This window comes from Stenotrophomonas sp. S4 (assembly GCF_054187805.2).
This window is the reverse complement of sequence record NZ_CM196188.1, coordinates 1,057,242-1,077,621: the sequence shown is the minus strand read 5'-3', so window position 1 is coordinate 1,077,621 and position 20,380 is coordinate 1,057,242. Positions and strand designations below refer to the sequence as shown.

The following is a 20,380-nucleotide window of genomic DNA, read 5'->3' as shown; positions in this document are numbered from 1 at the left end:
CACGCAGGAATGCCGTGATGATGCCGGCCAGCGGCCGGCACTACCTGGCAGCGGCGCCCATGTCATCGATGTCCCGATGCAGGATGCGGCGCACTTCCAGCACGGCCTGCGGGGTTTCCTGCACGCTGTGGCCGGAAATGATCACCTTCTCCGACAGTGCCCCCGGCAGGTGCGCGCTCCAGTATGGCACCAGCCCGTCATCGGACTTTTCCACCGGCAGCTCCGGCTTGCGCTGGGCGATGATCGAGTGGTACTTCAGGCCCGCTTCGATCGGCAGCTGTGCGGCGGCCTTCACGAACGGATCGCTGGCCTTGAGGTTGTCGATGCTGTTGGGGATCTTCGGCTTGGCGGTGCCATCGACCTGCTGTTCGGCCTGCGCCAGCGCCATGAACACATCCTCGAACTTGCCGAGGATGGTCAGCGGCAGGCGCACCAGGCGACCGATCAGGCGCCCGACCTTGTTGCCGGCGATATCCGTGCCCTGGTGCGGCGCGGCGATGAAGATCGCGCGCTCCACGTTCGGCTGCGCCTTGAAATGCAGCAAAGGCCCCAGCTTGGTCTGCACCCGCTTCAGCCGCTCGCCCTTCAGGTCGTAGTTGGCCAGCAGGTCATCCCACAGCACATCACCGGAATCGCTCACCAGCAGGCGCGCGAGCACGCCGCCCATGCTGTGGCCGATGTAGACCATGTCCTTCGACGCACGCGTGCTGCCGTTGGGATCGAAATGCTTGAGCGTGTCGTTGAACGCGTTGGCGATCTCATAGCGGTTCAGCGCGATCGGTGCGTTGGTCGGGTAGTAGACCTGCCACACCTGGAACTGCTGGCGCAGCTCGGGATCGCCCATGATCTCGTTGGCCAGGTTCACCCAGGCTTCCGGGCTGCTGGCCAGGCCGTGCAGCATGAAGATGATGCGGCGGTTCGGGTCCCACGGCTGCATCAGGTAGATGTGCGGTTCGCCGATGCCCTCGCTCATGCCGAACAGGGTGCGCAGTGACTGCCGGGCGAAGCCGCTCTGCGCCAGCCACAGGCCGTAGGCGGCGGTGAAATTGCCGGCCAGCGGTACCTGTTCGCCGTGCAGGGTGATGCGTTCGGTGGCTTCCGGCGAATAGGCATCGAGCTCGACCCGGCGCGTGCGCATCACATCGTCCAGGCTGCTGCCCTCGAACCGCAGCAACGCAGTGACGTTGATCGAGGACATCTCGCTGAACTCGGGCACCGAATCGTCATGGCGATGGCGGCGGCCACGACGCGCGTCGTCCTCATCCTCCGGCGGCGTATCGGCCTTCGGGCCATCCGGCGCGATCACCGGCGCGACCAGCTTCGGCGGGTCCATCACCATCACCAGCTCGGCGCCGAAACCATCGCGGCGATAGGTGCTGCGCAGGCCGACGAAGCTGACCGTGCCGGCCGGTACCAGCTGCGCAGGAATGCTCTTCAGGTTCAACTGCTGGTAGTTGGAGGCCAGCGACCAGCTGCCGACCGTGAGCGGTTTCGTATAGTCCTCGCCTGCCAGCGCAGCGGCGCGTGCGCGCACGAACAACACCACTGCCGCCTTCTCGGCCGCGTAGTTGTAGTAGTCGCGCACCTGCGTCTGCCGGTCCTCGAAGGCACGGTCGGACGGTGAGCGGCCGCTGTAGAACAGGTAGGCATAGGCATAGCGTGCGGCTTCCAGCCAGGCGTCCAGCGCCGCATCGCTCATCGGCGGATCGCCGGCGGCGGTCTTCTTCGGCGTCAGCGCCAGCGCGGCCTTCACCCACAGTTCGGACAGCGCCGACAACCGCTGCTCGACATTGAGGTCATCGGTCATCAACAACGTGCTGCGGCAGACCAGGAAGTCCTTCTCGCACTGCGACTCGTCCAGGCCTGCCGCGCTGAGCGTCTCGCGCGCGGCCGGGCTGAGCTTGCCGGTGTTGAGCACGTCGGCACGCTTGTTCACCAGCGAATCGCTGGATTTGACCTGCTTGACGGTCACCATCGCGCAGCCGCTGCTGCCCAGCAGCAGGAAGGCGGCGAACAACGCCGGCAGCAGGCGCTGCCAGCGGATCAGGAAGAGTCGGGTCATTACTGCGGGTCCTGCTCGGTGCCGGGCACGCCCTGGCGGATCACGGTGGAGAAGTGGTCGCCGCTGCCCAGGTCCAGCGCACGCTGGGTGATGCGGCCCTTGTCATGCAGTTCGGCGTACGGCACACCCGGCGTGAGCGCACCCACCTCCTGCGCGTACTCGGCCAGATACCCGGACAGCAGCAGGCGATAGTCCAGCGGCAGGCGGGGCGCGATGTGCCGGGCCAGGTCGAAGACGATGGTGGTGCAGTTGCTGGTGAGCGTGTTGTAGAAGCCCGGCTTCGCATCCAGCTCGCGCGCCTGCGCGATGTACGCGGCAAACAGCTCCTTCAGCTGCGCACGGTCCATGCCGTGCAGGCGGTACAGGTAGACATCCTCGCCGCGCGCGTTGGTGCGGGTGCGGATGATGTCGGTCTCCTCCGAGGCCACCAGGGTCATCTCGAACTTGCGGAAGAAGCCGCCCAGCGCCGAGAACGATTCACCACGTTCCTTGCGGATCTCCAGCGAGAACACCACGTGGCGCCCATCCTCGAAACCGAACGAGATGAGGGTGTGGGCGATCGCCGGGCCCATCCAGTACGACAGCACCAGGTCGGCCGAGCGCAGCTGGTCCAGGTCGTATTCGCGGCGTACCCAGCGCGCGTCGTAGTCGGTTTCGCTGCGCCAGGTGAAATCACGCACGTTGTCGAACACCACGTGACGCCCGTCGAAGGACACCACATGCAGGCGCTGGGCCACGTCATCGGCCCACACGCGGTCCTGGCGCGGGGTCAGCAGCAGCCACCACAGGCCGGCCAGCGCCAGCGAGGCGCCGAACGCCATGCCCAGGCGACGATGGCCACGGCCACGCGCGACCCGCCACGACGCCCACAGCGCAAGCAGCAGCCACAGCACCGCAATGCCGTTCGCCAGCCAGCCCGGCCCCGGCATCTGATAGGCCAGCAGCCCGGTCACCCACAACGCTGCCAGCGCCATGGCACTTCCTGTCATCCAACGTCCTGCGGCTCTCACTGGCATCCTGTCGCGGTCCCGAAGCCGCATAGTTAGCCACAAGCGGGTTCACCGTGGCATCTACGGCCCGTTCAGGCACGCCGGCGCACCGTCTGCGGCGGTCCATGCGGCCAGGTTCATCTCACAGGAGCAACGATGGGCATCACTTCCGTGGCCGGCGTTCCGGTCCAACCCCAGCACCGCGCCACCTGCCATTGCGGCACGGTTGAACTGCTGCTGGACCTGCCGGACGGCATCGTCGACCCGCGCCGTTGCGACTGCTCGATGTGCCGGCGCCGGGGTGCCATTGCGGCCAGCGTTACCCGCGCGGGCCTGCAGGTGGTGCGCGGGCAGAACCACCTGCAGCTGTACCAGTTCAACACCCATGTGGCCGAGCACTACTTCTGCGGCGTGTGCGGCATCTACACCCATCACCGGCGCCGCTCCAACCCGGAACAGTACGGTTACAACGTGGCGTGCCTGGAGGGCATCGACCCGTTCGCGCTGGGTGTGATCCCGGTCAACGACGGGGTCAACCACCCCGCCGACCGCACCGGCTAGTGGCGCGCGCGCCGCGGCGGCGTGGCGACCTTCTGCCAGGGCGCCATGCCGCTGCGCCCGGCCCGCGCCGGACGTTTCAGCCAGGGGCGGCGTGGCGGCGCCTGCGGCGCGTCCGCGACCGGGGGAGGAAGTGGTCTACGGCCGGGCCAGAGATGGTCGAGCAGCCACATGGCGGGTCTCCGTGGGGGACGGGGACGATCAAGGCTAGGCGCGGGCCGGCATAGGGAGCGTGATGCGAAGGCGACCGCCGGATGACGCGATATTGATAATCATTTGCATCAATTCAAGGCAATCCCGATAATCCGCGGCGATCTTCCATGGACCGACCGCCATGCCTGCCCGCCACACCCTGCTCTCCCTTGCCCTGGCGCTGCCCGGTGCCCTCACCGCACCACTGGCTGTGGCTGCGGAAACACCGGACGCCCGGACCCTGGACCGCGTCAGCGTCGTTGCCGACCGCGCCAGTACCGCGACCAAGACCGATACCGCGCTGACCGCGACGCCACAGGCGATCAGCGTGGTCACCCAACAGCTGTTCACCGATCGCGGCGCGCACAACCTGCAGGAAGTGCTGCGCTACAGCGCGGGCGTCACCGCCGATGCCTGGGGCCTGGATACGCGCAACGACGCTACTTCGGTACGCGGCCTGGACCCGGTGCAGTACGTGGATGGCCTGCGCCGCAGCTACGGCTTCAGCCCGCTGGCGCGACCGGAGATCTACGGCCTGGAGCGGGTGGAAGTGCTGCGCGGACCGTCTTCGGTGCTGTACGGCGCCGGCGCCACCGGCGGCATCATCAACGCCATCAGCAAGCGCCCCACCTTCGGTGCGGCACGCGGCGAGCTCGCCGTGCAGCTGGGCAGCTTCGATCGCAGGCAGCTGCAGGGTGACGTCGGCGGTGCATTGAACGCGGACGGCTCCGTGGCCGGTCGCCTGGTCGGGCTGGTACGCGCCTCCAACATGCAGACCGACACGCTCAAGGATGATCGCGTCTACCTGGCACCGTCGATCAGCTGGCGCGGCGAACGCAGCACCTTGACCCTGCTGGCCAGCTACCAGCATGACAAGACCGGCTCCAGCCAGCAGTTCCTGCCGCTGGCCGCGACCCTGCTGGCGCCACCCGGGCGCCGCCTGGATCCCTCCACCTTCATCGGCGACCCGGGCTTCGACCGCATCGACTCTCGCGTCTACAGCCTGACCGCGCTGTTCGACCACAGCTTCAACGACGTGCTGAGCCTGCGCTCGGCCGTGCGCTACATCGATGGTAAAACGACGCTGCAGCAGATGTACGTGGACAGCTACAGCAACCCGGCCGATCCGTTCATCGACGCCGCACGTCGCGTGGTCAACCGCACGGCCTATGGCACCCGCCCGGACGTGCAGATCCTCAGCGCCGACAACGCGCTGCAGTTCGACTTCGCCACCGGCGCCTTCCAGCACCTGCTGCTGGCCGGCGTGGATTACAGCCAATACAAGGAACAGCTGCAGCGCCTGGATGCCACCGGCACGCCGATCGACATCTACGCCCCGGTATCTGTGGCGCCGACGCTGCGTGGCTGGGACCGCCAACCCGACCAGACCTCCACGCAGCTGGGTCTGTACGTGCAGGATCAGATCCGCTGGGCCGACCGCGTGTCGCTGGTACTGGGTGCGCGCCGCGACCATGCGCGCTCGAAGACGGAAGGCCAGCCCAGCCAGACCGACAACGCCACCACCTATCGCGCCGGCCTGATCGGCGAACTGGGTGCCGGGGTGTCGCCCTACCTGAGTTACAGCGAATCGTTCCTGCCGGTCACTGGCCAGGACCTGTTCGGCCAGGCCTTCAAGCCGATGCGTGGCCGCCAGAGCGAGGCCGGCATCAAGTGGCAACCCGCGCGCAACCTGCTGCTGACGATGGCGGCGTACCGCATCACCGAAACCAACCGGCAGACCAACGACCCGGACAACGTACTGAACGTAGTGCAGACCGGGCAGATCCGCTCCAGGGGCATCGAGCTGGAAGGCCAGTTCCAGTTCGTCAACGACCTCACCGTCACCGCCGCCGTTGCGCGCAACGAGGCCGAGGTCAGCCGCAGCAACTTCGCATTGGAAGTGGGCCAGCGCCTGAACGACACCCCGCAGGACCTGGCCTCGGCATGGATTTCGAAGGGCTTCCAGCTGGACGATGCCGCACGCCTGCGCCTGGGCCTGGGCGTGCGCCATGTCGGCAACACGGTCTCGCTGGGCAACGGCGGGCGCATCATCACCCCCAGCTACACGCTGGCAGACGCCTTGGTGGAAGTACAGGTGACTGACTGGACGATGGCGTTGAACATCACCAACCTCACCGACAAGCGCTACTACGCGCCGTGCCGTACCTTCGGCGACTGCTTCGCCGGCTACCCGCGCGTAGTGACCGGCACCATCAGCTACCGGTTCTGATCACAGTCAACGCTGGCCGCCGCAGCAGCAGGTGCAACAGCACAGCGCATGCGGCGGTCAGCAGCGCCAGGACACGCAGCAGTATCGCCAGCGCCTCGGCACTGGCCTGCTGCAGCTGTGCGCCGCTCATCGCCGGAAGCAGTGCCTGCGCCTGTGCATGCGCCCCCGTCGCCAGATAGGCACCGGCACGCGCCAGCGATGCCGGCGATGCTCCCTGCAGCTGGTGGCCGATCAGCAGCGCAAGCAAGGCCGTGACTGCGGCCAATGCGATGCCCTCACCGGCCACCCGCACCGTTCCGAAGATGCCGGCGGCCATGCCTGCGCGCTGCACCGGCACCACGCTCACCGACAGCCCATCCATCAAGCCCCACGGCAAGGCCGTGCCCGCACCGATCAGCATCAGCAACGGCACCCACTGCGAGGGCGACGGGTGCGATGCGTAGCGCGACAACAGGTACAGGCCAGAGGCACAGACCAGCAGGCCCAGTGCGCACAGCCGCGCACTTCCAACGCGCTCGGCCCAGCGTGCGGCCAGCATCGGCAGCACCAGCATCGGCGCGGACAGGGCCAGCATCTGCAGCCCCACCAGGGTCGCGCTCTGGCCGTGCACGCCCAGCAGCTGCAGGGGCAGCACCACCAGCAGCACCACGTAGCCGAAGCAGGTTGCGACCGGCAGCAGCTGGACACCCAGGAACGCCGGTTGCGAGAACAGCGAGAGGTCCAGCAACGGTGAGCGCTGCAGCCGTTCGGTGCAGGCGAACACCGCGCCCAGCAGCACCGTCGCCAGCAGCGCCAGCTGCACGCGCACGGCATGCAGGCCGAATTCCCCCAGCCACAGCAGGGCCAGGGTCAACGCCGCCAGCATCAGGCTGAAGCCCAGCATGCCGCCGACATCCAGCCGCCCGCGCTCGCCCTGGCTTTCGGGCAACACGCGTGCGCCCAGCGCGAAGGCCGCCAACGTCAGTACACCGCCCGCCGCAAACACGCTGCGCCATCCCAGTACCTGCAGCAGCAGTCCGGCGAGCAGCGGCCCCAGCGCCAACCCAGCACCGAACGTGGTGCCCAGCAGGGCGAACACACGGGCACGCACCGGCCCCTGCCACGCATGCGCCAGCGCCGCCGTACCGGATGCCAATGCCGCTGCAGCGGCAACACCCTGCAACCCGCGCGCCAGATCCAGCCACAACAGCGTCGGCGCAAGGCAGACAACGGCCGTGGCGATGGTGAAACCCGCTGTGCCCAGCAGGAACAACCGCCGTCGGCCATAGCGGTCGGCCAGGCCACCGGCAGCGAGCAGCAGGCTGCCGAAGGTCAGCATGAAGGCGTTGGTCACCCACGCCAGCGCAGTCGGCGACGCCGCCACGGAATGGGCCAGTGCGGGCACCACGACCGCCCCGGCCGAGAAGGACAACGGCAGCGCCAGCGCGGCCAGGCAGACCGCGAGCAGCGTCCAGCGCTGATGTGTGCGGGAACGTACGGGGAGCATCGAAACCGGGGCCATGCGGGCCTCCATCCATCAGGGGCATTGATGATGGACAGGCCGCTATTGCTGAAAAACAGGCTCGATGGACGTTGATTGCGGCCGATTGTTCCGCAATCATGCCCTTCATGGACTCCATCTCTGCCCTGCTCGCCTTCGTCCGCACCGCGGAGGCGGGCAGCATCATCGGTGCCGCCCGCGTACTCGGCCTGTCCGCATCGGCGGTCGGCAAGCGCATCGCCCGCCTTGAACAGGAACTCGGCACGCGCCTGTTCCAGCGCACCACCCGCCGCGTGCACCTCACCGATGAAGGCGAACTGCTGCTGCAGCGCTGCCGGCGTGCGTTGGATGAACTTTCCGAAGCGCAGGCAGACCTGGCGCAGCGACAGCACGCCCCCAGCGGGCTGCTGCGCATCGGCCTGCCCACCATCGGCTACCGCTTCCTGCTGCCGGTGCTGCCCGGCTTCCAGCAACGCTACCCGCAGGTGCAGCTGGAACTGGACTTCAACGACCGCATCGTCGATGTGGTCAGCGAAGGCCTCGATGCGGTGATACGCAGCGGTGAACTTGCCGATTCCAGCCTGACCGCACGACGGCTGGGTGGCTTTCGTTTCATCCTCTGTGCGGCGCCGGGCTATCTGCAGGCGCACGGTACGCCCGGTGATGTGAGCGAGCTGCGCATGCATACCGCGCTGCGCTTCCGTTACCCCACCACCGGAAAGCTGCATCCGTGGCAGCTGCCGGGCATCGAAGGCGATGCCGGGGCACGCCTTCCCACGGCGATGACCTGCAACAACATGGAAGCCGTGCTGGCCGCTGCGATCGGTTGCATGGGCCTGGCCTGGATGCCTGACTTCCTCGCCGCTGACGCGCTGGCCGATGGCCGCCTGCAACGGGTGCTGCCTGCGCTGCCCACGCACCAGGGGCAGTTCTCGTTGCTGTGGCCCGGTGGGCGCCATCCCAGTGCACGCCTGCGGGTGTTCATCGACTATGCCGTTGCCAACCTGTTCCGCGGCGACGAGGCGTAGCGGGTCCACAGAATCAGTTGGTGCCCGCCGTCTGCAGGAAATTGCGCAGCACCGGCGACGGTGATTCCGGCCGCATGCAGAACGGCAGGTCAAAGCGCGCTGCTTCGCTCTCCAGCACGCGATAGACGATCTCCTGCGGGCGGAAGCTGACCATGCTGGCCGGAACGATCGCCACGCCCGCCTCCACCGCCACCAGCGACAGCACCGCATGCATGCCCTGCGCTTCCTGCACCACGCGCGGGGTGAAGCCCGCAGCGGTGCACAGGCCCAGCACCTGCGCATGGAAGCCGATGCCCTCGCCTGCCGGCCATGAAACGAACGGTTCGTCAGCCATCATCGCCACACTGACCTCCGGCGCGTCGGCCAGCGCATGTGCACGCGGCAGCGCAATCGCCAGGCGGTCGTGGTCGAAGGCGTGCAGCAGCAGCTCGGCGGCGGGAATCGGTGGAATCAACACGCCGACATCAATGCGCTGCTCACGCAGCCACAACTGCTGCTGGCGCGACGTCGCTTCCTGCAGGTGCAGCTGTACCTGCGGGTATTGCTGGCGGAAGCGGCGAATCAAACCTGGCAGGCGTCCATACAGCGCACTGCCCACATAGCCCACGCGCAGGCTGCCGGACTGCCCCGCTGCAGCCTCGCGGGTGCGTTGCAGCGCCTGCTCGGCCTGCTGCAGCGTTGCCCGCGCCTCCACCAGCAGCGTCTGCCCCGCCACGGTCAGGCCCAGGGTACGGTTGCCGCGCACGATCAGTTCACTTCCGAGCGCGTCTTCCAGCCGTCGTATCGCCGCCGTCAGCGGCGGCTGTGACATGTGCAGGCGGGCGGCGGCGCGGTGGAAATGCAGCTCTTCGGCCACGGCCACGAACTGGCGAAGCAGGCGCAGGTCGATCATCACGGTGCAGGCAGTGGGAACCCGCCTAGGGTACGCCCTCAGCTGCGCACGTCCACGCTCGCGCGGGCGATGGCCGGCCACTGCAGTGCGACCGATTCGATGCTTTCAGCAGCCACCGCGCGCAGATCCCGCGGGTACGCCACATGCTCGGCTTCCTGCAGGCGCAGTGCATGGAACTGCCCGTTGCTGGCACGCAGTGCCCACCCACCCTCCTGGCAACGCGTGGATGCCAGATAGGCCACGCCTTGCGCAACAGCTTCCGGATGCAGTTCGTCGGGCTCGCCTTCGATGCCCCACATGCGCGTCTTTGCCACCGGCGAAACCGCGTTGACCACGATGCCATGCTCGGCACCTTCCAGCGCCAGCACATTGACCAGGCCCAGCGCCGCCAGCTTGCCCATCGCATAGGCGGACAGCCCGCGCTGCGCGTACTGTGGATACAGCGCGCGATCGGACGTGGTGATGACGATGCGGCCACCGCCCGCTGCGCGCATGGCCGGCCACGCCGCCTGCGCCAGCCACAGCGGCGTCTTCGCCGCCAGGCACAGCATCCGCTCCAGCGCGTCGTCCTCGATCGCTTCCAGCGCCTGGTACTCGACCCAGCCCGCGTTGTGGATCAGGAAGTCGATGCGGCCGTGCGCCTGCAGCAGTTCCTGCACCAGCGCGTGGCAACCGGCGCGATGGTCGATGGGGTTGCTCCCCGCTTGCACCGAAAGCCCCTGCGCCTGCAGCACTTCGACGCTGCGCACGATCCGCTGCGGATCAACGCCTTGGCCATCGGTACCGGCACCGACGTCATGCATCAGCACCTGCGCCCCGCGCTCGGCCAGCAGGCGGCTGTAGGCCAGGCCCAGTCCACCGGCGGCACCCGTCACCAGGCCAACCTGGCCTTCAAAGGAAATTCGGGAAATTGGCTGCATCGGCACAGCTTCGGCCAAGCGCACCGCGTCCGGCCAATACCGTTGACCACAGCCCACGATACGCCCGCGCTATCACTGAGAAAGGGGACGGAGGGGATTAAGTCGTTTCAGGCACAGCAGGACCGATTACGACTTAATCCCCTCCGTCCCCTTTTTCGCTCAGCGGCTGAAGCGGCGGGCGCCTGCCACGCAGATCACGGCGACCACGGTCACCAGCACCATGCTGAGGCTGACCGATTCGTGCAGCAGCAGCGCGGCCAGGGCCAGGCCGAAGAACGGCTGCAGCAACTGCAGTTGGCCAACAGCGGCGATGCCGCCCTGCGCCAGCCCGCGGTACCAGAACAGGAAGCCGATCAGCATGCTGAACACCGCCACGTAGCCCAGCGCCCACCACGCCGACGCACCGACCGCAGTGAACGAGGCCGGGCGCATCAGCACTGTCAGCGGCAGCATCACCGGCAACGCCAGCAGCAGCGCCCAGCTGATCACCTGCCAGCCGCCCAGATGGCGGGCGAGTCGACCGCCCTCGGCATAGCCCAGCCCGCACACCACGATCGCCGCCAGCATCAGCAGGTCGGCCTGCAGCGAGGCCTCGATGCCGTTGCGCACCGCATAGCCGACCACGCAGGCACTGCCCAGCAACGAGAACAGCCAGAAGGCAGGACGCGGCCGCTCGCCGCCGCGCAGCACGCCGAATACCGCAGTGCTCAGTGGCAGCAGACCGACAAACACGATGGTGTGCGCGGATGAGGCGTGACGCAGAGCGAGCGCGGTCAGCAACGGAAAGCCGACCACCACGCCGAGGCTGACCACCACCAGGCCTGGCAGGTCACTGCGGCGCGGCCACGGCTGGCGCAGCAGCAGCAACAGACCCAGGCCGAGCACAGCGGCGATGGTGGCGCGTGCGGCGGTGACGAACCCGGCATCCAGTTCAAGCACCGCCAGGCGGGTAGCCGGCAACGAGCCCGCGAAAATCACTACACCGATGAAGCCATTGATCCAACCACTCGCCGACCGTTCCACGCCTGTGATCCTGAAGTGCCGGGCGACGCCTGGCGGAGCGTGTATGGAAGCATCCAGCGCGGAACCGCCCCAGCTACAATCCAGTACAGTCGCAAATAACTGTACTGCCCACACTTCCACTACAGTGCTGTCATGTCACGTCCGCTTACCCGCATCGAATCGGTCATCCAGGCCGTCCGCCACCGCATCACCGCCCGCGTGGATGGTCCCGGCTCCCGCCTGCCTTCGGTGCGCGCGCAGGCCGCAGCGATGGCAGTCTCAGTCTCCACCGTGGTCGAAGCCTACGAGCGCCTCGCGGCTGAAGGCCTGATCACGGCGCGCGCAGGATCCGGCTTCTATGTCAGTGGGCCCGCCGCACCGCTGGCACTGGCCGAGATGGAGCCCCGGCTGGACCGCGCCGTGGACCCGTTGTGGGTATCGCGGCAGTCGCTGGAAACCCCGCCGGGCCACCTCAAGCCAGGGTGCGGCTGGATGCCCAGCGACTGGCTGTATCACGATGGCGTGCGCCGCGGCCTGCGCCGGTTGGCGCGTGCCGATGCCATGCATCTGGCCGACTACGCCGGCCCGCTCGGCCTGCCCGCGTTGCGCCAGCTGCTGCAACGGCGAAGCGCCACGCTGGGCATCGATGCATCGATGGAGCAGATCCTGCTGACCGAATCCGGGACGCACGCGGTCGACCTGATCTGCCGCTTCCTGCTCAAGCCCGGTGACTGCGTGCTGGTCGATGACCCCAGCTACTTCAACTACCACGCACTGCTGAAGGCGCACCAGGTACAAGCCGTGGGTGTGCCGTACACGCCCACCGGCCCGGACCTTGAAGCGTTCGAACGCGCATTGCAGGCGCATTCGCCGCGGCTGTACATCACCAACTCCGGCCTGCACAACCCGACCGGCGCGGTGCTTTCGGCCAGCACCGCGCACCGCCTGCTGGGCCTGGCCGAACGCAGCGAGCTGATCATCGTCGAGGACGATATCTTCGCCGACTTCGAATTGCAGCCGGCGCCGCGGCTGGCCGCGCTCGACGGGCTGTCACGTGTGATCCACGTCGGCAGTTTCTCCAAGACGCTGTCGGCGGCCTCGCGCTGCGGCTACATCGCTGCACGCCATGACTGGATCGAAGCATTAACCGACCTGAAGCTGGCGACCAGCTTCGGCGGTGGCCACCTGGCCGCGCAGCTGATGCACATCGCGCTGACCGACAGTGGCTATCGCCGCCACATGCAATCGGTGCGTTCGCGCCTGGCCGACGCGCGCCGGCACACGCTGCGCAAGCTGCACACGCTTGGCATCACGCCGTGGCTGCAGCCGGAAGCCGGACTGTTCCTGTGGTGCCAACTGCCGGATGGCCGCGATTCCGCCGTGCTGGCGCGGCAGTGCCTGCGAGAAGGCATCGTGCTGGCGCCGGGCAACGCGTTCAGCCAGTCGCAGCGCGCGGCCGACTATCTGCGCTTCAACGTTTCGCAGTGCCAGGACGCGAGGATCTGGCAGGTGCTTGCGCGGGAGTTGCGCTGAGCGGGATGCAAGCCGGTGAGCGCAGGCGGGAGTGTCCCGCGGCAAAGGCACTTGCATGCCACGGTACAGTGGTATGTCCCTGTTGCAGGAATGCACGCATGTCTTCGTTTTCCGATCCGCAGGCCGTTGCCCGCTATGCCGAGGGGCCGCTGCGCCAGGTGCCGGGCTTCCTCGCGTTGCAGCAGATGAGCCGCCTGCTGCTGGCCGAACGCGTTCCCGCACAGGGCCGCGTGCTGGTGCTGGGTGCCGGGGGCGGGCTGGAGCTGAAAGCCTTCGCCGAGGCGCAGCCGGGCTGGCAGTTGCTGGGCGTGGACCCGGCCGCGCCGATGCTGGCCCTGGCCGAGCAGACACTGGGCCCGTTGAACGCACGCGTTGAGCTGCTGGAAGGCTACATCGACGATGCCCCGGACGTGCGCTTCGATGGTGCCAGCTGCCTGCTGACCCTGCACTTCCTCGACGCTACGCAACGCCTGCATACGCTGCGCGAACTGCACAAGCGACTGCGCCAGGGCGCCCCTCTGATCGTCGCCCACCACAGCGTGCCGCAGGATCCGGCCGGCAAGCTGCGCTGGTTGCAGCGCTACGCAGCGTTCGCCGAAACCTCGGGCGTTGCCCACGCCGATGCACAGCGCGCAATCGACGCCATTGCCGAGCGGCTGCCGTTGCTGTCGCCCGAACAGGAGGTCGCGCTGCTGCAGGAGGCCGGCTTCGACGGCGTGGAGCTGTTCTACGCAGGCTTCAGCTTCAAGGGCTGGGTGGCGTACGCCGGGTGATGCCTACGGAACCACGGTGATGCCGATGCGCTGCATCAGCAGTGCCACCTGCTGCACATCCAGCGTGGCACCGCGCAGGTTGGTGCTGCGCAGGTCCAGCTCACCCAGCTCTGAGTGGGTCAGGTCGCAGTCGGTGAAGTTGGCGCTGTTCCAGTCGATGCCCTCGAACTGGCCACCGGACAGATCCGAGCCTGCGAAGCTGGCGCCGCTCACATTCGCGCCATCCCAGCGGTTTTCCCACAGTTCGCATTTCTCCAGCGTCACCCGCGAGAAATTGGCATAGCGCAGGTTCGACTTCTTGATGAAGGCGCTGCAGAACCAGCTGCGCGTGGAACGATGGGGGACATCAGGGATTCCATGCCAAGTGCCCCGCCATCATGCCGGGCCGCGAGGGCGATCCATAGACGTGGGCGCGGGCGAATTCACCAGCAGTCCAGCCGCCGTGTGTCCCCCCAACACCGAATGCACGTTGTTGCACGTTAATGCACGAACGTGCAGACTTGCGGCATGAGCTCCGATCCCAGCCCCCTCCCCGCCCAGCGCACCCGGCAGATCCTCGACGAACTGCGCCAGCAGGGCCGCGTGGTCGCCGCCGAACTGGCGCGCCGCTATGCCGTCTCCGAAGATTCGATCCGCCGTGACCTGCGCGAACTGGCCGCGCAAGGGCTATGCCAACGCGTCTACGGGGGCGCCGTGCTACCGCCCCCCAAGGAACGCCCGCTGCGCGAGCGCCTGACCCGCGATCGCGGCGACAAGGCCGAACTGGCCGCCCGCGTCTGCGCGCTGCTGCAACCCGGCCAGGTCGTGCTGCTCGATGCCGGTTCAACCAACCTGGCGATCGCCCAGCAGCTGCCGGCCGCCCTCGGCTTGACGGTGATCACCAACGCGCCACAGATCGCCACGGCCGCCAGCCTGCTTGAAGGCACCTCAGTGCAGTTGATCGGCGGGCGCCTGGCCCGTGGCGGTGGTGCGGTCGGCGCAGAAGCACTGGCCCAGGTGCAGCGCCTGCGTGCCGACGTGTACCTGCCCGGCCCCTGCGCGGTGGACGGCGACACCGGCGTGTGGGCAATGGATGCGGAAGAAGCCACGCTGAAACGCGCGATGGTGGCCTGCAGTAGCCGCGTCATCGTCGCCGCCACTACTGAAAAGCTGGGTGCCCGCGGCAACTGGCAGATCGCCAGCCTGGACGAGATCGACGACCTGGTGCTGACCACCACCGCCCCCCCCGCATTGGCGGCACGCTTCCGCGCCGCAGGCATCGCGGTACACCCCACTCCCCCCTGACCGTACCGCTCATGTCCCTTGCCAACCGCGCGCGTGCCGAACAGCACGCGACCCGCGCTGCGTTCTTCATTCCCGGCTTCGCCACCGCGCTGTGGGCCACCCTGGTGCCGTTCGCAAAGGCAAGCACCGAGATCAACGACGCCACGCTGGGGCTGGTGCTGCTCTGCCTCGGTGCCGGTTCGCTGCTGGCAATGCCGTTGTCCGGCGTGCTGGCCGCGCGCCTCGGTTGCCGGCGGGTGATGGTGGCCAGCAGCCTGCTGATCTGCCTGACCGTGCCCGGCCTGGCCCTGGCTGGTTCGGCCCGGATTCTAGGGCTGGTCCTGTTCGTGTTCGGCGCCGCCGTAGGCGCGATGGACTGCACGATGAACGTGCAGGCCGTCATCGTCGAGCGCGAAGCACGGCGCGTGATGATGTCCGGCTTCCACGCCTTCTTCAGCATCGGTGGTTTCCTCGGCGCGGCCACCATGACCGTGCTGCTGTCCGCACAGCTGCCTCCCTTGGCATCCGTGCTGATCGGCGTCGGCGCCATGCTGCTGGTGATGCTGTTGTCGGCATCGCACTGGCACAGCGAACGCATGCCACACGACACACCGATGCTGGCCCTGCCGCATGGCATCGTGCTGTTCATCGGCGTGCTGGCGTTCGTCGCCTTCCTCGGCGAAGGCGCGATGCTGGATTGGAGCGCGGTCTTCCTCAGCGATGTACGTCGCGTCGATGCCAGCCTCGCCGGTATCGGCTATGTAGTCTTCACCCTGACCATGACCGTCGCGCGCCTGTTCGGTGACGCACTGGTGGCACGCGTAGGCCGTGAGCGCGCGATCGTGTTCGGCGCGCTGCTCGCCGCCGCGGGCGTACTGGTACTGACCCTGGTCACGCCGTGGCAGGCGTCACTGCTCGGCTATGTGCTGGTTGGCCTCGGCTGCGCCAACATCGCGCCGGCGCTGTTCTCGCTGGCCGGCCACCAGACCCGCATGCCCGGCGCGCTGGCAATCACCGCCGTTTCCACACTGGGCTTTGCCGGCATCCTTGCCGGACCGGCGCTGATCGGCTTCGCTGCCAACCACTTCGGCCTGATCGCCGCCTTCATCGGCGTGGCCACGGCCTTGTTGCTGGTGGCAATGTCCACGCGTTGGCTGCGGGTGTAGCCCGCGGCATCAGCGCCGCCTGCGCCGCAGCTTCATCCGCAATCGCCGATAGCCGATCACCGTCGCCGTGGCACACAACGCGGTGCCGGCAGCGCTCAGCAGCAGCAACACCGCCAGCCGGGCACCTTCCTGGCGCAGCATCGCCGGAAGATCCCAGCTGTGTAGGAAGTAGAACAGCCAGCGCCCCACCCTCTCGCGATGCCCCATCGTCAGCAACGGATCGCCAGTAGCCAGATCGATATAGACGCGCGTCGCCTCGGCATCGCCGAAGTCCACCACCGCCACCGGAAAGCGGCGTACCGCCGCACCATTCATGGCCTCGGGCGCACGCGGATAGAAGTAGGCGTCTGCTGCACGCTGCACCACGAAACCCTGCATCGGCGCATCGGACAGTGCACGCACCTTCTGCTGCAGCCACGTCGCCGGCAGCAGGCGCGCCACCTGCAGATGCCCATCGCTGCCAGACACGATGCGGGTATCGCCTTTCCCATCCAGCAGCACCGCGAACAGCTCACCACCGATCCGTCGCCACTGGATCTCCACCGGCAGAAAGTGCTCGGCATCGGCTACCGCCAGAAGTGTCGCCGGCTCGCCAAGCGCGCCATCCACCGCCACCGCGTCACCGCGATAGCGCCCGCTGTCGATCGCCTCGCGCGTGCTGCTGAAGACGCCCAATGGATTCATCGACATCAGCCCACTGAAGATCCAGGTGAACACGAAGGCCGCAGCCACCAGCCCGATCAGATGGTGCCAGCGCATCCATGGTTCGACATAGGGCGTCTTCGCGCCGGAGCGGTAGCGCCCGCGGAAGCGCCAGCGCCACACCCCCACCACGATGCCGCTGACCGCCGCCAACGTGCACAGTGCGGACAGCACGATCACCACCCACGTCCACACCGGATCCACCGACTGCATGCGCAGGAAGTACAGCCAGTGCAGCCAGGCGCCCACATAGTTCCAGCGCTGCTGCACATGCGGTGCGTCCAGCACCACTTCACCGGTACGCGAGGACACATACAGGTCGCCCGGCTGTGTACCGCCCACCTCGACGCGATACAGCGGCCGATGCACATCCAGCGCGCGCGAATGCGTCCAGCGGTCCTCGTCCACGCGCATCGCACCCACGAACGCCTCGCCGCCGGCGAACTGTGCAGCGGATGCTTCGGCGCGCTGTGCCGACACCGGCAGCAGCGCCTGGCCGGTGTACGCCGACCAGGCGCCTACGTTGCTGCCATTGCGCACCACATACGCCGGCTCGCCACGCAGCGTGGTCAACGCCACGGCCTCCGGCTCGGCCTGCACCGCCGCAGGCAGTACCGACAGCCCCTGCAGATCGCGGGCCTCCGGCAGCACCGGCAATGCCGCCAGCCGCTCACCCGGCGTCAGCTTCGGGTAGCCGATGAACAGCATCACCATGCCGCTGACAAACCACAGCAACATCAACAGGCATCCGCCGATGCCCAGCCAGCGGTGCACCAGGTAGGTCCAGCGCTTGGCAGTGGATCGCAGCGACATGGTGCGCGTCCTCAGAAGCGATGGTCGACGGTGAACTCAACGCGACGGTCCGCACCCAGCAGCCACTGCGTGCTGGTGTAGTACGCAGTGGCGTAGTACGCCTTGTCGAACACGTTGAACAGGCGTGCGGACAATCGCGTGCGCGGTGCTGCCTGCCACGTCAGCGCCAGGTCGGTGGTGCTGTAACCGGGCAACTCCAGCGTGTTGGCGTTGTCTGCGTAGCGCTTGCCGACATAGCGAACGCCACCCGCCGCGCTCCAGTCCGGCGCGAACTGCCAGCTCAACCACACACTGGCCAGGCGCTCGGCCACGTTCGGCGGCACGTTGCCATCACGCGACACCAGCATCGGCGGCGAACCCGTGGTTTCAAGGAAGTCCTCGAACTCGGCCTTCAGCACCGTCGCGTTGGCATCCAACGACCAGTGCGGCGCGAAGTTCCAATTCAAGGACGCTTCAATACCGCGCGAGGTCTGCGCACCCACCTGCACGCGGCGGTCCGGCACCAGCGGATCGCGGCTGAGCAGCCCGGTCTTGCGGATGCGATACGCCGCCAGCGTCCACTCGCCGCCATCGAAGGCCTGCTTCAGGCCCACCTCGATCTGCCGGCCCTTGGCCAGGTCGAAGGCGCCGTTGGCCGGGCTGATCATCAACAGGCCACTGACCGGGTCCGCCGCCTGCGAGTACTGCGCATACAGGCTCAACGTCGGCTGCAGCGCGAATACCGTGCCTGCACGCCAGCCGATGCTGCTGTAGGTCTTCGAGAACGCGTTCTGGCCGCTGATCAGATCGGTACGGTCGATGCGCGCACGATCGTGGCGCAGCCCACCCAGCACCGACCAGCGCTCGCTCAGCGCCAACCGGTCTTCCACGAACAGCGCGTACTGCTCGGCACGGTTGCGGTAGCGCGGCAGGTTCGGTGCGTCGCTGGCGAACTGCCCCGGCACCGGATCGAACGGATCAACCGGGCCCGAGCTGCCGGCATAGGTGTTGTTGGTGTGCTTGAAGTGCGCGCGGTTGGCGTCCAGGCCCACCGCGAAGCTGTTCTGCAGGCCACCTGCGGTTCCCTGCACGCGCAGCGTCGAGGTCAGTCCGGTCTGGTCCTGGTTGTGGGTGATCTCGGTATTGCCAGATCGATCGATCAAGCCGGTAGCGCGGTTGTAGACATAGGCCTCGGCATTGCGCCAATCGCGCTGGCTGCCGATCTGGTAGAGGCGCGTGCGCCATTCGACATTCGCGGTCGGCGTCCACAGCGCATCGAGCTGGGTCCAGCGGTCGCGATAGCGGATCTCGCTGTCGTCCACGTTGTAGTTGCGGTGGCGCAGCGCCGCCAGCTGGCGGCCCTCGACCAGCGGCGTACCGAAGTAGCGCATCGGCTGCTGGTAGCCCTGCGCATGGGTGAGGGTCAGCTGCAGGTCCGCGCGCGGCTGCCACAGCAATGCACCGGAGATTGTCGCGTCACTGTTGCGCCCGCGGTCGACCCAGCCACCGCTGTAGTTGCCACTCACATCCAGCCGGTAGGCCAGCTCGGGCGTCAGCGCGCCACCACTGCCGAAGCCCAGCCGCGCGGTGTCCTCGCTGCCGACTGTTACGCTGATCTCGTTCTCGATGGCGCCGCGCGTGGGCTTCTTCTGCACGATGTTGATCACGCCGCCGATCGCACCGTCGCCATGGATCACCGAGGCCGGGCCGCGCAGTACTTCGATGCGCTCGATCGACCAGGTATCGAACGGGAACGTGATGCCCACGCCACCGTACTGGCGCAGCCCGTCGTACAGCCGCATCACCGAAGCACCGTCGGTGAAGCCGCGGCTGGACAGCGCACTCAGGCCATTGCCCGGGTGCGGCATCGCACTGATCGCACCCGCCCGGCTGATCGCATCGTTGAGGTTGCTGTCGCCGCGCTGCTCCAGTTGTTCGCGCGAAATCACCGTCAGGCTGGCCGGTGTCTGCAGCACGCTCAGGCCCAGCGCGGAACCGGCGTTGGCGGAGGACGACAGCTCACCGCTGCGGGTATCGACCACCCGCACGGTATCCAGCGTGGTCGGGGGTGCCGCGTCGGCGGCAAGCAGGGGCGCGGCATGCAGGAGCAACGCGCACAGGACAGGCAGCGTCGCCCGGCGCAGGCGCGCGGAGTTGGGGTTCGTTTTCATTTATTCACGGCATGCAAGGCCACCCCGCAATGGCAGGGCAGCAATCAGAAAGGGACAAACACGCGCGTGCGGGCACCGGCCGTGGCCGGCAACCTCATGGAAAAATGTTCAATGCAACGCGCGTGCGGCTCAGGCGGCCATCATGGCTGGCGGCCCACGCGCTCCCAATGTGCCGCTGATCCGTTGCGGCAACGTCTGCACCGCACCGCGCAGTGCGCGGCACACCGGTGCCATCGGCGCCAACAGCAGCACTGCCGCCACCAGCAGGGTGATCAACCGCGCTGCGATCAGGCAGTAATCGCAATCCACGCCCATCTCATGATCGGCGTGTGGATCGACGGCCGGCTTCTTTGCGGCCTCGCCGTGCGGCATCGCCATCGCGTGATGGTCGTGGTGCCCTTCCATCGCGTGCTGCGCATGCTCTGCGTGCATCGCGTGGTCCACGGCTGCCACCGGTACAGCGGCAGCCACGTGACCGTGCGCCAGCCAGCGGCTCACCAGCGGGGCGAGCAGCACCAGCAGCATGGCAAGCCATGCCAGGGCCTGGAACCGGCGGTGGAGAGCAGAACGGCGCACGCCGCCATTCTACGGGGCCATAGCCAACCTTGGACCCCGTTCAGGGTTTAC

General features: G+C 67.6%; 16 protein-coding genes and 1 pseudogene. 7 read left to right on the top strand and 10 right to left on the bottom strand.

The features are described from left to right. Positions 1 to 40: 40 nt before the first annotated feature. Together ACUZUJ_RS04925 and ACUZUJ_RS04920 are read right to left on the bottom strand one after the other, a co-directional pair. Positions 41 to 2,062 (bottom strand): esterase/lipase family protein, encoded by a 2,022-nt coding sequence (locus ACUZUJ_RS04925; protein WP_101765044.1) that lies wholly within the window; start codon positions 2,060 to 2,062, stop codon positions 41 to 43. Then, positions 2,062 to 3,036: an Lnb N-terminal periplasmic domain-containing protein gene (locus tag ACUZUJ_RS04920; RefSeq protein ID WP_430344822.1), complete on the bottom strand. Its 975-nt coding sequence runs from the start codon at positions 3,034 to 3,036 to the stop codon at positions 2,062 to 2,064. The genes ACUZUJ_RS04925 and ACUZUJ_RS04920 overlap by 1 nt, the downstream gene beginning before the upstream one ends. 171 nt (positions 3,037 to 3,207) lie before the next feature. Here ACUZUJ_RS04920 and ACUZUJ_RS04915 point away from each other — a divergent pair, with 171 nt between their 5' ends. Together ACUZUJ_RS04915 and ACUZUJ_RS04910 are read left to right on the top strand one after the other, a co-directional pair. Further along, positions 3,208 to 3,612, top strand: coding sequence for a GFA family protein (locus ACUZUJ_RS04915; protein WP_049443405.1), 405 nt, complete (start codon positions 3,208 to 3,210; stop codon positions 3,610 to 3,612). Between the two features lie 331 nt (positions 3,613 to 3,943). Then, positions 3,944 to 6,031, top strand: coding sequence for a TonB-dependent siderophore receptor (locus ACUZUJ_RS04910; RefSeq protein ID WP_458220167.1), 2,088 nt, complete (start codon positions 3,944 to 3,946; stop codon positions 6,029 to 6,031). Here ACUZUJ_RS04910 and ACUZUJ_RS04905 read toward each other — a convergent pair. Next, positions 6,015 to 7,532 carry an MFS transporter gene (locus tag ACUZUJ_RS04905; RefSeq protein ID WP_458220168.1) on the bottom strand — a complete coding sequence of 506 codons (1,518 nt, stop codon included), beginning with the start codon at positions 7,530 to 7,532 and terminating at the stop codon, positions 6,015 to 6,017. The genes ACUZUJ_RS04910 and ACUZUJ_RS04905 overlap by 17 nt on opposite strands. A gap of 107 nt (positions 7,533 to 7,639) precedes the next feature. Here ACUZUJ_RS04905 and ACUZUJ_RS04900 point away from each other — a divergent pair, with 107 nt between their 5' ends. Continuing rightward, the gene (locus ACUZUJ_RS04900) at positions 7,640 to 8,539 is read left to right on the top strand and encodes a LysR family transcriptional regulator (protein WP_119007267.1); all 900 of its coding nucleotides are present in this window, start codon (positions 7,640 to 7,642) and stop codon (positions 8,537 to 8,539) included. A gap of 13 nt (positions 8,540 to 8,552) precedes the next feature. Here the strand turns inward: ACUZUJ_RS04900 and ACUZUJ_RS04895 are convergent, their stop codons facing one another. The 3 genes from ACUZUJ_RS04895 to ACUZUJ_RS04885 form a co-directional block, all read right to left on the bottom strand. Next, entirely contained in the window at positions 8,553 to 9,431 is an 879-nt protein-coding gene (locus tag ACUZUJ_RS04895) for a LysR family transcriptional regulator (protein ID WP_049443402.1), read from the bottom strand. A gap of 38 nt (positions 9,432 to 9,469) precedes the next feature. Beyond that, on the bottom strand, positions 9,470 to 10,351 hold the full coding sequence (locus ACUZUJ_RS04890; protein ID WP_049443430.1) for an SDR family NAD(P)-dependent oxidoreductase: 882 nt from the start codon (positions 10,349 to 10,351) through the stop codon (positions 9,470 to 9,472). 159 nt (positions 10,352 to 10,510) lie between these two features. Continuing rightward, positions 10,511 to 11,374 (bottom strand): DMT family transporter, encoded by an 864-nt coding sequence (locus tag ACUZUJ_RS04885; protein WP_049443401.1) that lies wholly within the window; start codon positions 11,372 to 11,374, stop codon positions 10,511 to 10,513. A gap of 132 nt (positions 11,375 to 11,506) precedes the next feature. Between ACUZUJ_RS04885 and ACUZUJ_RS04880 the strand changes: the two genes are divergently transcribed. Beyond that, positions 11,507 to 12,886, top strand: coding sequence for an aminotransferase-like domain-containing protein (locus tag ACUZUJ_RS04880; protein WP_458220169.1), 1,380 nt, complete (start codon positions 11,507 to 11,509; stop codon positions 12,884 to 12,886). Positions 12,887 to 12,984: 98 nt separating this feature from the next. Continuing rightward, positions 12,985 to 13,659 carry a class I SAM-dependent methyltransferase gene (locus ACUZUJ_RS04875; protein ID WP_049443399.1) on the top strand — a complete coding sequence of 225 codons (675 nt, stop codon included), beginning with the start codon at positions 12,985 to 12,987 and terminating at the stop codon, positions 13,657 to 13,659. Between the two features lie 3 nt (positions 13,660 to 13,662). Here the strand turns inward: ACUZUJ_RS04875 and ACUZUJ_RS04870 are convergent. Beyond that, positions 13,663 to 13,992: pseudogene (locus tag ACUZUJ_RS04870) on the bottom strand (pentapeptide repeat-containing protein); the annotation flags it as partial. Between the two features lie 174 nt (positions 13,993 to 14,166). On the opposite strand from ACUZUJ_RS04870, the gene ACUZUJ_RS04865 reads away from it, so the two are divergent. Together ACUZUJ_RS04865 and ACUZUJ_RS04860 are read left to right on the top strand one after the other, a co-directional pair. Further along, on the top strand, positions 14,167 to 14,943 hold the full coding sequence (locus ACUZUJ_RS04865) for a DeoR/GlpR family DNA-binding transcription regulator (RefSeq protein ID WP_049443398.1): 777 nt from the start codon (positions 14,167 to 14,169) through the stop codon (positions 14,941 to 14,943). 11 nt (positions 14,944 to 14,954) lie between these two features. Then, positions 14,955 to 16,088 (top strand): MFS transporter, encoded by a 1,134-nt coding sequence (locus ACUZUJ_RS04860; protein ID WP_458220170.1) that lies wholly within the window; start codon positions 14,955 to 14,957, stop codon positions 16,086 to 16,088. A gap of 9 nt (positions 16,089 to 16,097) precedes the next feature. On the opposite strand, the gene ACUZUJ_RS04855 is transcribed toward ACUZUJ_RS04860, so the two are convergent. The 3 genes from ACUZUJ_RS04855 to ACUZUJ_RS04845 all read right to left on the bottom strand — a co-directional run bounded on the left by ACUZUJ_RS04855 (position 16,098) and on the right by ACUZUJ_RS04845 (position 20,278). Then, positions 16,098 to 17,603: a PepSY domain-containing protein gene (locus tag ACUZUJ_RS04855; protein WP_458220171.1), complete on the bottom strand. Its 1,506-nt coding sequence runs from the start codon at positions 17,601 to 17,603 to the stop codon at positions 16,098 to 16,100. A gap of 11 nt (positions 17,604 to 17,614) precedes the next feature. Then, a complete protein-coding gene (locus ACUZUJ_RS04850; RefSeq protein WP_458220172.1) occupies positions 17,615 to 19,753 on the bottom strand; it encodes a TonB-dependent receptor in 2,139 nt (712 codons plus the stop codon). A gap of 129 nt (positions 19,754 to 19,882) precedes the next feature. Continuing rightward, complete coding sequence (locus ACUZUJ_RS04845; protein WP_049443394.1) at positions 19,883 to 20,278, bottom strand: DUF2946 family protein; 396 nt, start codon at positions 20,276 to 20,278, stop codon at positions 19,883 to 19,885. Between the last annotated feature and the right edge of the window lie 102 nt (positions 20,279 to 20,380).